12 protein-coding genes are annotated in these 13,435 nt (G+C 37.7%); 2 read left to right on the top strand and 10 right to left on the bottom strand.

Going from position 1 to position 13,435, the window contains the following annotated elements:
- Positions 1-159: 159 nt before the first annotated feature.
- The 5 genes from BUA72_RS11790 to BUA72_RS11770 form a co-directional block, all read right to left on the bottom strand.
- Positions 160-735, bottom strand: coding sequence for a Crp/Fnr family transcriptional regulator (locus BUA72_RS11790; RefSeq protein ID WP_047455967.1), 576 nt, complete (start codon positions 733-735; stop codon positions 160-162).
- 649 nt (positions 736-1,384) lie between these two features.
- A complete protein-coding gene (locus BUA72_RS11785; protein ID WP_072923040.1) occupies positions 1,385-1,840 on the bottom strand; it encodes a tRNA (cytidine(34)-2'-O)-methyltransferase in 456 nt (151 codons plus the stop codon).
- A 46-nt stretch (positions 1,841-1,886) separates the two neighbouring features.
- Complete coding sequence (locus BUA72_RS11780) at positions 1,887-2,705, bottom strand: tetratricopeptide repeat protein (protein WP_072923039.1); 819 nt, start codon at positions 2,703-2,705, stop codon at positions 1,887-1,889.
- Positions 2,702-3,268, bottom strand: a complete 567-nt coding sequence (locus BUA72_RS11775) for a phosphatase PAP2 family protein (RefSeq protein ID WP_047455964.1) — start codon at positions 3,266-3,268, stop codon at positions 2,702-2,704. The genes BUA72_RS11780 and BUA72_RS11775 overlap by 4 nt, the downstream gene beginning before the upstream one ends.
- Before the next feature lie 3 nt (positions 3,269-3,271).
- The gene (locus tag BUA72_RS11770; protein ID WP_072923038.1) at positions 3,272-3,607 is read right to left on the bottom strand and encodes a Sec-independent protein translocase subunit TatA/TatB; all 336 of its coding nucleotides are present in this window, start codon (positions 3,605-3,607) and stop codon (positions 3,272-3,274) included.
- A 612-nt stretch (positions 3,608-4,219) separates the two neighbouring features.
- Between BUA72_RS11770 and BUA72_RS11765 the strand changes: the two genes are divergently transcribed.
- Positions 4,220-5,164, top strand: a complete 945-nt coding sequence (locus BUA72_RS11765; RefSeq protein ID WP_072923037.1) for a hypothetical protein — start codon at positions 4,220-4,222, stop codon at positions 5,162-5,164.
- An 88-nt stretch (positions 5,165-5,252) separates the two neighbouring features.
- Here the strand turns inward: BUA72_RS11765 and BUA72_RS11760 are convergent, their stop codons facing one another.
- From BUA72_RS11760 to secD, 5 genes are all read right to left on the bottom strand, one after another.
- Positions 5,253-5,705, bottom strand: coding sequence for a DoxX family protein (locus BUA72_RS11760; RefSeq protein WP_072923036.1), 453 nt, complete (start codon positions 5,703-5,705; stop codon positions 5,253-5,255).
- Positions 5,706-5,740: 35 nt separating this feature from the next.
- Complete coding sequence (locus BUA72_RS11755) at positions 5,741-6,397, bottom strand: hypothetical protein (RefSeq protein WP_072923035.1); 657 nt, start codon at positions 6,395-6,397, stop codon at positions 5,741-5,743.
- Positions 6,398-6,472: 75 nt separating this feature from the next.
- The gene (locus tag BUA72_RS11750; protein ID WP_072923034.1) at positions 6,473-7,372 is read right to left on the bottom strand and encodes a helix-turn-helix domain-containing protein; all 900 of its coding nucleotides are present in this window, start codon (positions 7,370-7,372) and stop codon (positions 6,473-6,475) included.
- A 23-nt stretch (positions 7,373-7,395) separates the two neighbouring features.
- A complete protein-coding gene (locus tag BUA72_RS11745; protein WP_072923033.1) occupies positions 7,396-8,631 on the bottom strand; it encodes a TCR/Tet family MFS transporter in 1,236 nt (411 codons plus the stop codon).
- 263 nt (positions 8,632-8,894) lie between these two features.
- The gene (gene secD, locus BUA72_RS11740; RefSeq protein WP_072923032.1) at positions 8,895-11,804 is read right to left on the bottom strand and encodes a protein translocase subunit SecD; all 2,910 of its coding nucleotides are present in this window, start codon (positions 11,802-11,804) and stop codon (positions 8,895-8,897) included.
- Between the two features lie 218 nt (positions 11,805-12,022).
- Here secD and BUA72_RS11735 point away from each other — a divergent pair, with 218 nt between their 5' ends.
- Positions 12,023-13,393 (top strand): PQQ-dependent sugar dehydrogenase, encoded by a 1,371-nt coding sequence (locus tag BUA72_RS11735; protein ID WP_072923031.1) that lies wholly within the window; start codon positions 12,023-12,025, stop codon positions 13,391-13,393.
- Positions 13,394-13,435 lie beyond the last annotated feature (42 nt).

Genomic DNA, 13,435 nt, shown 5'->3' with positions numbered 1-13,435 from the left:
TATCGTGTTCGCATAATCTCACTATCTGTTGATTTTTTTAAAGGTTCAAAAGAAAACCCGAGAATCACAATTAGTACTAATAATGGATATTATAACGACACAAACATATTTAACAAATATCAAATAAAGTATGATTTAAATCACACTTTATTGAATTCATCACCAAATTTTTTTATGCCTCACTAAAGTTTCTCTGGAAATTGACAGAAAAGAAGCTAAAATTTTATCATTTAATTTAAATACCAGATCAGGAAAATGTTCCTTAAAGTATTTCATTTTAAGGGAAATATCAACAATATTGATGAGCTGAAGTTTTTTCATATGCATATTACTATATTCTTCAAGCACTTTGATATAAATCTTTTTAAAATTTTCAGATGAATTTAACAGTGAATCAAAATTATTCTTTGTAATGAATAGCAAAAATGAATCTGTAAGACTTTCGATTATTTCCTGATTGATATTCTGATCCCTGAATCCAACAATATCAGTTAAAAAGTTACCCTCCCAGGCTATCATTCTGGTAACCTCGTTTCCTTTGTCATTAATGGAATATGCCCTTATAAATCCTTCTATTACAAAGAAAAGTTTATTACACGAAGAGTTTTGTCCCACTAATATTTCTTTTTTCTTAGTTTTTTGAAATATAAATTTAGCTGCTATGTCAATTTCGTCTTCCTTGGAAATTTCTCCATAATTCTTTAGTAATTTAATTAGTTTTTCATGTGTCATCATTAGTTTTTAGTATATATTGGTTGTATTAAAATTTAGTCAGGCATCATACTTCTAGTTGTTTAGTGATTTAAAATAAAAATAATATCTGTAGTGCAGTATAAAAATTACTCAAATTATTAAAAAAAATGAAATTTTGATTATTAATATATAAATTACACATAGTTTTGAGCTAAACTACAAATTAATTCTTAAAGAAGTGACTAAAATATCTGAATTTGAAAATTTTACAATTTAATTTTTCAAACTAAAATATTTGATTCATCATTAACTATCCCTATCGCTTTAATAGAGTTCAACTCCATAAATTCTGATAGAGATTGTAAAGGAAAAGGATTTGAAAATGTATCGAAATAGGACGAATATTTATAACAAAAGATATCAAAATTATTTTCGTTTATTGAAAATACGAGCTAATCACAAAGACTAAAGTCCTAATTGATCAATTCAAAAAACAGAAAGAGATCGAAGTGTTTTTCTCTCAATATGTTGTTTATTTATGATAGGAAGTAATTATACTAAACTCGAAAAGTTTAATACATGAATTTTGGCTAAAGATATTTTAAATCTCAATAAATTTATTTTTAAAGAGATCCTGCAGGAAAAGCCTTATCATAATGATTAAAACTTTTCTGGGTTTCAGAATGGATATTTAAAATTTTAAACCAATCTGCCTTTTTGCTTCACCAATTACAAAAGCAACGGAATTGGCAATATTAAAGCTTCGGATCAGTTTTGACATCGGTATGGTAAGATGATTCTCAAAACTATCCAGAACGTCTTTACTCAAACCTACACTTTCCTTACCGAACACCAGCCAATCACCATCCTGAAATTCATTTTCCAGATAGGATTTTTCAGCATGTGAACTCATTAAGAAAACACGGGAAGGGTCCGGAATACTATTGATCCATTCCTCCACATTGGCATATTCTGAAACATCAAGATGCACCCAATAATCCAAACCGGACCGTTTCAGGTTTTTATCATTGATGACAAATCCAAATGGATGAACCAGGTGTAATTTACTTTCTGTCCCTACACATAATCGTCCTATGTTACCTGTATTGTTGGGTATTTCGGGTTCTACAAGAACAATATTCAACATCTATATATCTTTCTTAATGGGTTTAAAAATAGTAGGAACTATTAATTTATTTTGGTTTTGCAACACACTTCATATAATAATCTGCTAAAATAGCCTTTTCATAGCCTAAATTGACGGCACGGTCAAGGTTTTCACAGGCTTCTTTAGGTTTTGCCGTATCGAATAAAATCAATGCTTTGGTTACGTAAGAATGAGCAAATTTCGGATCAATGGAAATGGCTTTATTCACATCCGTAAGGGCTTCTTTAGACTTTTTCATTTTGAAATAAACATCTGCCCTTCCGTTGTAGAGAAGTGATTCCGGTTTTTCAGAGATCAGCTGATTGTAATCTTTTAAAGCACCGTCCAGATCGCCGTTATTTTTCTTCAGATTAGCCAGTCCTGTTTTGGCGTAAATATTATCGGGAGCAAAGGTTAAAATTTGCTTCAGATCATTTAAAGCAAGATCTTTTTTTCCCTGGCTGTCATAAATTTTGGAACGGGTAAGATAAAATTCAGGATTCTCAGCATCGATGGTGAGACCTTTTGCAATGTATTCCAGTGCTTTGGCTTTATTTCCCTTCTGGCTGTTTAATGAAGCGAGATTGGCATACACCGGAGCCGACAAAGGATTAGCCTTTAAAGCTGAATCATACGACCTCAAAGCCAGTGTAGTTTTTCCCAGTCTTCTTTGGGCTGTCCCCAGACTGTTGTAATATTCAGACTGATATTTCTGAATCTGCTCTTTCTCTGCCAGTTTGGTGTATTGTTCTTCAGCGCATTTATAGTCTGCTTTTTTGAAGCATTCTTCGGCTGTTTTTTTGTCCTGTGCGTAAAGGCTGAATGAGGAGCATAAGAATGCTGTCAGTAATAAAGTTTTTTTCATGAAGTTATAGTTTGTTTGTTGATGACTTTTTTGGCGAGTACTCCAAATATCACTCCCAATAAAGATCCAACAAACGCCCCCACCAAAATATCTATCGGGAAATGAACTCCTAAATATATTCGGCTATAAGAAACTACTACAGCCCATACAAATATAGCATATGGAAACCAATTGAGCTTCTTTTTCAATAAAATACTTAAATAAGCTGCCAGAAAGAAGGTATTGGACGCATGGGCAGAATAAAACCCGTACTGTCCGCCGCACTTCACAATCCTCATATAATGTTCCAGACTCGGATCATGGCAGGGCCGCAGCCTGGCCACTCCATATTTGAAAACACTGGCCAGCTGATCTGAAACCGTAGCTCCAAGTGCAATGAATATAAGGATGAAAACTAAAGATTTTAGTTTATAGTTTTTGTATAAAAAGTAAAGAAATATAATATAAAGCGGTACCCAGATCCATGTGCTGGAAATCAGCATCCACAGCTGGTCGAAGGAAGTATCGCCCAAATTATTAAGGTATAGAAAAACCTTTTTGTCCTCCTGAATGATTTCCTCCATGAATTATCTGCTTACAGGCCCTTCGTAGGTTTCGTCGTCGGCAGGCTTTATTTTTGGAGGTTCATTAGTAGTCGAAGGTTCTGTGACGATATCTTTTTCAATATCCTTCATGGGATTGAAGTCTTTTGCCGCATCTTTTACCTTCTCAATTTCACGCTTGATCTCGGAAACCGGGTTATCAGTTTCTTTCATGATCTCAGTTTTAATGTCTTCCACTGCACCGCGCATCTTTCTAACGCCCGCCCCTAAGTCACGTGCTATCTGAGGAAGTTTATCCGGACCGAATAATACAACAATCGCCACTGCGATCAATGCCATTTCTCCAATGCTTAATTCCATGGGGTAAAATTACGAAAGTTTATACTATTTATTTACAGTAAACTAAAATTTTAAACAAATTTTAAGATTTTGGGGGCGAGGTGTGGGTTTCGGGTTACCTGTTCAAGGGTTTTGAGTTGGAACGTTTATGAGTTTGAGGGTTTGAGAGTCTTAGTGTAAATTGGGTTTATAGGTGATGGTGGCTTCGAGTGCCTCAGCCACCATTTGAAATATCACTTATTCATTAGAATATTCAATCAGGAGCGTAATATCTGGTGGCTAAGGTACCCGAAGCCACCGTTCATATATCTGAAATCTCACGTCTACTATAAAAATTCACCATTCACTTGCGAAGCAAAATTTACCATTGACCTCTGCACCAAAATCTCATGTCTCGTATCTGACATCTAGCATCTTGGTTTTTAAAATTCACCATTCACTTGCGAAGCAAAATTCACCATTGACATCAGTCTTAAAGTCTCATGTCTCGTGTCTGAAATCTGACATCTAGCATCTTGTCCTCTCCCCTTAACCTCTCCACAACTTTCAGTTAACAAATATTTAATTCAAATAAATGGGAGTTATGATATATTTCTTTATATTTATTACACACAAAATCATTAAATATTTACTATGAAAAAACTTGTTACTACTTTCAAGCTTTTTGCCGTGATATCGGTACTTACGCTTACTGCCTGTCAGAATGAAAACAGTGAAATCATGCAGGAACCTGTTGCCTCTAAGGTATCATCTGCTGATCTGAAAAAGGAAATTACACCCGGATTGAAGGTTGTTCCGGAGAATGTTCAGACACAAATTAACGATTCCAAGAAAAATCTTGAACAGTATCTGAACAATGACCTGCAAATCACAGGAATCACAGTTCTAGGAAAACTGTCAACTCAAAAAGGAATAGACATCTCTCAGGAATTAATTTCTGACAGAGATCAGTTTACAGCAGAAGGAAATATTCTGGCTCCGGAAACTGTAAAAGTGGGAAAAATAGGAGCATTATTCTCCGGAGATCAACTCGTTGAGGCTCAAAAAGGTCTTAAAGAAGCGGCTTCAGAGCAAATTAAAACAGGAACTGACGTTCTTGAAATTTCATGGACTCATAAAGGAGAGCAATTCACTTCTCTTTGTTTCTATAATGAGTCGGGCATTATCTGGGATAATGTATTTGCCGGACTTGTGATGATGGATGCCAGAGGAACTACTGAAGTTTCTCCTACCGATGCTCAGGCGAAGGTGGCTTCAAAATGGTTCAAAGAATGGTGGACTGCAAAATGGCTTTGGGGTTCTAAAAGAGGAGAAGTCGGGTATCAGATCACGATCTATTATTCCGGTTCTACGGTTTCTAATGTAGACGTGAGCGACTGGGGGAATATCAGCTTAGGAAAAGCAAAAAGTGAAAGTAAAGTTACGAAGAGAACCGGCGCCTACGGACAATGTAGATATGCGCTTGGATTATGTACCCCTACAGGTTCTTTAAGCTTTAATTCCAATAATTTCTCTGTATCGTTTTCCGGATTGGGAAGCAATGTAGTAAGCAACGGAACAAAATCACTTTATCCGTAAAAACTCTGAACACATTATTATATTTTTCAATAGAAGACGGGGAAGCTGTAATGGCTTCCCTGTTTTATTAGCTTATAGCCTTTGATTATTATCCATTTTTCCGGTTAAATAACCATCCATCTACTGATATTCTTCCTGCGCCTTCAAATAAAAGAGCAACGGCCATTCCGATTACCAGAATATCAAACTGACAACCCTCTCCTTTCTGAGTTCCGAACCAGTTCATAAAAAACCCGTTCTGAATATGAGCGGTTATCATAATGCCAATCATGAGTCCAATAAATAATAGCGCCCAAAATCTGGCTGCCCAACCCACTAACAAAAGGAATGAGCCTAAAAATTCTACCATAATTACCGTCAAAGCCGCTGCAAACGGGAGATGCAGATCGTGTGTAAAAATCTCCAGTGTTTTGCTGAATCCCATTCCACCGAAAAGTCCGAACATTTTCTGAAGTCCGTGTGGGATAAAGATGATGCTTAATGTCCATCTGAGAACAGTCCCTGTCCATGTATCATTCGTTTTAAAAAATAAATCTTTCATAGTAAAAAAATTAAATGATTGTATAAAATTGGGGTCTAGTTAAATAATCTTGCTGCCGCAAATACCCCGTAATTATGCTTACTTTCTTTAAAAGGTCCGTAGCTGTCGAAGTTGACTCCTGCACCAAAACTGATGGTTTTATAACTCACTCCCGCTCTAAGCATCAGATAACTCCGGGCATGTTCACCGTCTTTTATCGTTTCGGAATACAGCCCCTGGATGCGGGAATATCCTTTCCAGTTTTCACTGATTTTAGGCTTGTACTCTATCATGACAAAACCTTCGGCAATGCTGCTTTTGGAAAACCCTATAAACCTTGGATTGACAATCAGTAAGAAATCATTAAAATTTTTAGCATACATAAAGCCGGCAGTCGGTCGGAGGCCTGTATTAGGCGTGTAGTGAGAACCTCCCACCAAACGAAGATTTTTGAGAACCTCAAAGGTCAGATTGGCCTGGATCATGGCATCTTTGGAATTGTTCTCATCCCATTTCGAAGAGATATTGGCCACACTGAAGAAACCGAGTCTTTTGCTTCCTTCAAATGCTTTATTTACCGTCATCTGTGAAGCAAATCCTTTATTCCCGGCTAAGGCTTCAAATGATACCGGCGGATTGGAAGCCGGGATATGGGTCTGGGAATTAAACAGCAGCGGAAACAGTCCTGCTGCGAAAAGAATTATTTTTTTCATGTTTTAACCGTGATCAATTATATCCGCAAAATTCCGGATTACAGGAGAAGATGGTTAGAACATATAAATCGATTATCAGGACAAATCAATCCCTTTTCGGTAATCGGAAGGGCTCATCCCGCTGTGTTTTTTGAAAAATCGTGAAAAGTAGGAAACATCGTCAACGCCTAAAGCAAAGGCAATTTCTGAGACAGAAAGATGGGGCAGCGATAACAGGGCTTTTGCTTCCATTAATAAAGACTCATTGATAATTTCTGAAGCCGTTTTGCCTGTTGTATTTTTTATCGTTTTATTGAGATGATTAGGAGAAACACTGAGAAGGTCCGCATATTCTTTCACCGAATGTAAATTCTGAATCTGACTAGTGATCAGCTTCCGGAAACGAAAAACCAACGTTTCATTCACTGAAAGATCATGGCGTGGAAGTTTTTCTATAAAATGCCGGATTTCTCCCAACAGAGTAAAAAGATACAAACGGATAAGATCCAGATTCCGGTTCTGCTGATACAAAGATTCCATCTGCTGAAGAATCACAAAAATCCGCTCACGATGTTCCTGATCAAGAAACAGAGTTGGATCATAGATAATATCAGCGTGGTTCAATATGTCATGTAAATACTTCAAACCCGGGCCGTCTGCGATGAAGTCATTGGAAAAGTGACAGTAAAATCCTTCCAAATCGGGTGTGTTATGGATAAATGTCCGGATCTTATGCGGAGGAAGGAGCATGATCATTCCTTCCTTCACATCAAACAGGCTTGAACATACCATTTTTTCTACACTCCCCTTCCTGATGAATATAAAATCATTGACCGTTTTCCGGTGCGGCTGGGAAGGAGTTTTGGCATCCTTAAGTATCTGTAGAGGTTCTATAAAAAACTCATTCAGTTCTTTTTTTGCCGTACTCTTTTCCTCCCAATCTATATCCAGGATGGGTTTGAAATCATCAGGTTTATATTGGGGAATACGGCTCATACGATCTGTTTAATTTAAAATAATTAGAGTTTTTTGATCAGTCTTTTATTTTTTTTCTGAAACGCATAATAGGTCATTACCACACTTATGGCCATTAAAATAAACGCCAGGAAGAACGGTGCTCCTGAAAACTCAAAAGGCGCTTCATCATGGGTAAAGAAGTAAAACAGATTGGTCATCAATGGCGGTCCTACGATGGAAGTGGCACTCATTAAACTGGTCAGTGCACCCTGAAGTTCACCCTGTTCATTAGATGGAACACTTTTCGTGATCACCGACTGAAGCGCAGGTCCACAGATTCCTCCCAAACAGTAAGGAACCAGGAAGGCAAACATCATCCAGCCCTCTGTTGCAAAAGCAAACAGAAGCATTCCCAATGCATACAGCGCCAATCCGTAATAAATACTTTTCTGTTCACCTAGCCTCGGAGTTGTCCAACGGATCAGAACACCCTGTACCAGACCTACTAAAGCGCCTACAACTCCCAATGATAAACCAACCATCTTTTCTGTCCAATTGAATTTATACATGGTAAAAAAGCTCCAGTTGCTCTGTACGGCATGGCCTGCAATATAAATTAAAATAAGGGCAAAGATCAATCCTGAAATTTCCGGGTGTTTACCTAAAAATTTAAATGAACCGATAGGATTGGCACGTTTCCAGTCGAATTCTCTCCTTTTATCTTTATCTAAACTCTCAGGAAGAACAAAGTACCCGTAAAGGAAATTTAAAAAACATAATCCTGCCGCCGCATAGAAAGGCACTCTAGCCCCATAATGTCCAAGAAGTCCACCTAATACAGGTCCTATAATAAATCCTAGACCAAAAGCAGCTCCGATAAGACCGAAGTTTTTAGCTCTGTCTTCATCAGTAGAAATATCTGCAATATAAGCACTTGCCGTTGTTACACTGGCTCCTGTTAGGCCAGCGATGACTCTTCCGAGAAAGAGCCACCAAATGGTTGGTGCAAGCGCAAGGAAAATATAATCTACTGCAAAACCGAAAAGCGAGATCAGAATAATAGGTCTCCTTCCGTATTTGTCACTTAGGTTTCCTACGACCGGAGAAAAGATAAACTGAGTAAATGCGTAGGCAAAACCAAGCCAGCCACCATATTTCGCAGCTTCACTGATATCGGCATGAATCAGTTCCTCAATTAATTTGGGAACTACAGGAATAATGATTCCCCATCCTGTAATGTCGATGAGCAGAGTAATAAATATAAAGCCGATGGCTGCTTTTTTCCTTGAGTTTTCCATAGTGGTGCAAAATTAATCAAATCTGAAATATAATGATTCTAAATTGTGGGGTTTAGTTGGGAATCAAGAGTCAAGATACTAGACATCAGACACCAGACGATAGACATCAGATTTCAGATTTGGACTGGTAAATATAAATTCAAACTTTGAACTTTACATATTAATTTTTTTAAACACAAATCTCGTGACCCAGAAGCCCTCAAACCTCACAAAAAAAGACCGCTTCTTTCGAAACGGTCTTTACTTATTTATTGTAGTTGGTCTTATTTTGAAGCAAGTACTTCTTTTGTACTTGTCGTTTTGCCGTGTACCTCGTCTTCTTTTCCTGTCTTAAGGAAGTCATACGCGATAGCCGATGCAATAAAGATAGATGAATAGGTACCGAATCCAATACCGATTAACATCGCAAACATAAATCCTCTTAAGTTATCACCACCGAAGATGAAGATTGCTAAGATTACAAGAATCGTTGTGAATGAAGTGTTGAATGTTCTACCCAATGTACTTGAGATAGAGTCATCAAATAATCCAGCTAATGTTAACGCTTTCTTCTCTCTTAAATACTCTCTAATTCTATCGAAGATAATAACGGTATCATTGATTGAGTAACCCAATACCGTAAGAATCGCTGCAACGAAATCCTGATTGATCTCCATGTTGAACGGCATAAATTTGTGAAGCAATGAATAAGCCCCTAAAATAATTACCGCATCATGGAATAGTGCCACAACAGCACCCAATGAGAATTGCCATTTTCTAAATCTAAGTAAGATGTAGATGAAGATCCCCGCTAAAGCAGCTACTACCGCAAGAATACCATGAGTCTGGATATCATCTGCTACTGTAGGTCCTACTTTTTCAGAAGAAATAATTCCTGCATGTTCTTTATCTGCAGATTTGAAATCGTGCAATGTCGTGTTAACAGGTAAGTTTGCTTTTAATCCTTCATATAATTTCTGTTCTACCGTTTGGTCAGCTTTTAAAGATTCATCTTCAATAAGGTAGTCTGTAGAGATTTTCAGCTGTCTGTCGTTTCCAAAAGTTTTAGCTTCCACAGAAGAGTTTTTACCGTCTTCAGTTTTGAATATTTTCACTAAATTCTGTTCGATATCTTCAGCATTTACATCTTTATCAAATCTTACCACATAGTTTCTACCTCCAGTAAAGTCGATACCATATTTGAATCCGTGGATCGCGATAGATGCTACACAAATTACTGTTAAGATACCTGAAACAATGTATGCATATTTTCTCTTTCCGATGAAATCGATCCATGTATTTCTGAATAGGTTCTTCGTAGGAGCTGTCCAAACAGAAAGATGTTTTCCTTTGTTCAGTCTTGAGAAGATCATTACTCTTGAAAGCAATACAGAAGTAAAGAATGTCATTAAGATACCAATTCCTAATGTCAGAGCAAATCCTTTAATAGGTCCTGTTCCGAATAAGAAAAGCACACCAGCTGTCAATAATGTCGTTAAGTGACCATCAACAATCGCACTTAATGCATGTTTGAAACCATCTTTATAAGCTTCTAAAATGCTCTTGCCTGCAAATAGTTCTTCTTTTGTTCTTTCGTAAATAATTACGTTCGTATCCACCGCCATGGCCATCGTCAGTACAATACCCGCGATACCAGGAAGCGTTAGGGTAAAGTCTCCGGAATCCATAATTCCGAAAATATAGAATAAGTTGACAATCATTGCAATTACTGCGTACACCCCTGCACCACCGTAATAGAAAATGATATACACAATGATAATTAAAAATGCGATAGCAAATGAAATAACCCCTGCATTAATAGACTCCTGTCCTAATGATGGTCCTACTACGGTAGCCTGAACTACTTTTGCTCCTGCAGGTAATTTACCCGCTCCTAAAACGTCTACCAGTTCTTTAGCTTCTTCCTGAGAGAAGTTACCCGAGATCTGAGTTCTACCGTTAGGAATAGCATTTACAACGTTTGGTGCAGTATATACTCTGCCATCCAATGTAACCGCTACCGGTTTACCTACGTTTTTCTCAGTTAATGTTTTCCATTCTTTAGCACCTTTAGAATCCATCTGCATGTCTACTACTACTCTGCTCAACTCATCATAGCTGATGCTTGCAGTTTCAACAGCGCCGTCTACAGGAGCTTTCTGGTTGATGTTACCTCTGATGGCATACAATACTAAACTTTCAGTATCTGTACCTTCAGGCTTGTAACCCCACATGAACTGTGTATATTTAATGTTAGCCGGACGTAATGACTGACCTACTTTGCTGCTTAAAATTTTGTTTACAGCAGCTGTATCAGAAAGTTTTACGCTTGCAACACCGTTTGATCTTAATTTGTCAAGGTTTAAAAGATTCATGAAGTTGGTGTTCTTCGCAACTCCCATAGAATCACCTTTTATTGCCACCATTGTAGTCAATGTCTGGAAATATGGAGCGATTTCAGGAACCTGCTGTACTTCCCAGAACTGAAGTTTTGCGGAAGTCTGAAGCATTTTCTTCACTTTATCGATATCCTTCATACCAGGCATTTCAACAGAAATTCTAGCTGTACCAGGTACTCTCTGAACGTTTGGCTGCACAGCACCCATTTTGTCGATTCTGGTTCTGATTACTTCGAAAGCTGTACCTACAGAAAGATCAATTCTTCTCTTGATAATACTTTTTACCTGATCATCAGAAGTATTGTACTTGATTTCTGATAAATTGGTATTCCCGAAAAGTTCAGGATCAGCAAGCTTAAGGTTCGTCCCTTTTGCTCTGTTGATCGCTTCAAACTGATCAAAGAAGTTATCAATATAAGATTTTGTAGAATTCTTCTGAACTTCATCGGTTTTGTTTAAAGCCTCGATAAGAACAGGATTGGTGGAATAATTCGTTAAATCATTCACCAGGTCTCTTTGGTTAATTTCCAAAAGAACGTTGATCCCACCTTTCAAGTCAAGACCAAGTTTCATTTCCTTGTCTTTGGCTTTAGTGTAATAAAGTTTTGTGAATCCCAGGTTCAAAGTATCTTTAGAAAGTCTTGCGATTTCTTTCTGATACTTTTCCGGATTGTCTCCTGCAACAGCAGTCGCCTGCCTTTCAATTTTGCTGGCGTACCAAGTTGGTAATAGCTCATTTAAGCAAATTAACCCTAGTACAATAGCAACAATTGTAATAAGTCCTTTTCCTTGCATTTTGTTATAACTACGTTAAATTAAGTCGGCAAATATAATGATTTTATTATTATTTTATGAATTTTTTAACAGCAGAAATGGTTTATTTTCAGATATATCGGGGTTTTAATTTCTATTTAAGATTTAATAATTTTTCTTCCTTATCGTAATGAAATTTTCAAATTCCGATTGGTATAAAATTTTCATTCATTAATCAATACACTAAATATCAAAATATTATGAAAAAACTATTTTTTACCTTTTGCATCTTTTCTTCTTTAATCGTTAATGCCCAGAGCATTAATTTAGTGGAATTTGCGTCCGGGCTTACCAGTCCCGTTGAGATTACGAATGCCAATGACACCCGCCTGTTCGTCGTACAGCAGGACGGAATCATCAAGATCATCCAACCCAACGGAACGATCAACAGCGCTGATTTTATGAACATCAGTTCCAAAGTTCTTTATGGCGGAGAGCGGGGCCTTCTGGGTCTTGCGTTTCATCCCCAATATGCAACCAACGGGTATTTCTTTGTGTATTACAACAACACCGCAGGAAATATTATCGTAGCGAGATATTCTGTCAACCCTACAAACCCGGATCTGGGCGATCCTACCACTGAAAAAATTCTTCTGAATATTCCAAAACCTTTTGACAACCATAATGGCGGAAGTATTCATTTTGCACCCGACGGGAATCTTTGGGTAGTAACAGGAGATGGCGGAAGTGGCGGAGATCCCGGCAACAATTCTCAAAATATCAATTCACTTCTGGGAAAAATGTTAAGAATAGATGTCAATGCCACAGGACCGTATAATATCCCACCAGGAAATCCTTTTGCAGGGACTCTAGTAACCGGAGCTGATGAAATCTGGTCTTACGGACTTAGAAATGCATGGAAATTTTCATTTGATACAACCACTGGAAATGTCATGATCGCTGATGTAGGCCAGGGACAAATTGAAGAAATTAACAGAATGCCTATCACACAGGCAGGAATCAATTACGGATGGCGCTGTTATGAAGGTAACAATGCGTATAATACCGCAGGATGTGCAGCCATGAGCACAATGACCTTCCCTATAGCAGTGTACAATCATTCAGGAGGCAGATGCTCTATCACCGGGGGCTATGTGTACAGAGGAACTCAGTATCCTGCACTTCAGGGTAAATATTTCTTTGCCGATTACTGTTCTGCCCAGATCGGAATCCTGAATGCGGATAATTCTATAGTATGGAGTCCGGCCAGCGCAGGAAATAATTTCTCTACGTTCGGGCAGAATTCCCAGAAAGAACTGTTTGTAGCAGCAGTGACCAGCGGAAAAATATTTAAAATCACCACCGGAACCTTGGGAACAGGCGAAACTTCTGAATTTAATCCTATAAGCATCCATCCTAACCCGGCTTCTGAAAAAGTATTCATTGAAGGACTTACAGACAAGAACAGCACCGTAGACCTGACCAGTATAGAAGGAAAAATAGTTTTAGAGAAAGCGAAAATTGAAAATGACGGCAGTATTGATATTACAGGAATTCCTCCGGGAGCTTATTATCTGATGATAAAATCGGGAGATATGAAGTCTTATAGCCAGAAACTGATGATTAAATAGTATGATTTTGGGTTGAGAGTTCTTAAGTTTGAGAATGTTGTC

It is taken from the genome of Chryseobacterium sp. OV279, from assembly GCF_900128945.1.
Taxonomy (GTDB): Bacteria; Bacteroidota; Bacteroidia; order Flavobacteriales; family Weeksellaceae; genus Chryseobacterium.
This window is presented reverse-complemented; position numbering and strand designations above follow the sequence as displayed.

Excerpts from the sequence above, each read along its gene's own strand:
- BUA72_RS11745 (WP_072923033.1), bottom strand. The coding sequence starts at position 8,631 with ATGGAAAACTCAAGGAAAAAAGCAGCCATCGGCTTTATATTTATTACT.
- BUA72_RS11760 (WP_072923036.1), bottom strand. The coding sequence starts at position 5,705 with ATGAAAGATTTATTTTTTAAAACGAATGATACATGGACAGGGACTGTT.
- BUA72_RS11755 (WP_072923035.1), bottom strand. The coding sequence starts at position 6,397 with ATGAAAAAAATAATTCTTTTCGCAGCAGGACTGTTTCCGCTGCTGTTT.
- BUA72_RS11785 (WP_072923040.1), bottom strand. The coding sequence starts at position 1,840 with ATGTTGAATATTGTTCTTGTAGAACCCGAAATACCCAACAATACAGGT.
- BUA72_RS11735 (WP_072923031.1), top strand. The coding sequence starts at position 12,023 with ATGAAAAAACTATTTTTTACCTTTTGCATCTTTTCTTCTTTAATCGTT.
- BUA72_RS11765 (WP_072923037.1), top strand. The coding sequence starts at position 4,220 with ATGAAAAAACTTGTTACTACTTTCAAGCTTTTTGCCGTGATATCGGTA.
- BUA72_RS11790 (WP_047455967.1), bottom strand. The coding sequence starts at position 735 with ATGATGACACATGAAAAACTAATTAAATTACTAAAGAATTATGGAGAA.
- BUA72_RS11750 (WP_072923034.1), bottom strand. The coding sequence starts at position 7,372 with ATGAGCCGTATTCCCCAATATAAACCTGATGATTTCAAACCCATCCTG.
- BUA72_RS11770 (WP_072923038.1), bottom strand. The coding sequence starts at position 3,607 with ATGGAATTAAGCATTGGAGAAATGGCATTGATCGCAGTGGCGATTGTT.
- secD (WP_072923032.1), bottom strand. The coding sequence starts at position 11,804 with ATGCAAGGAAAAGGACTTATTACAATTGTTGCTATTGTACTAGGGTTA.
- BUA72_RS11780 (WP_072923039.1), bottom strand. The coding sequence starts at position 2,705 with ATGAAAAAAACTTTATTACTGACAGCATTCTTATGCTCCTCATTCAGC.
- BUA72_RS11775 (WP_047455964.1), bottom strand. The coding sequence starts at position 3,268 with ATGGAGGAAATCATTCAGGAGGACAAAAAGGTTTTTCTATACCTTAAT.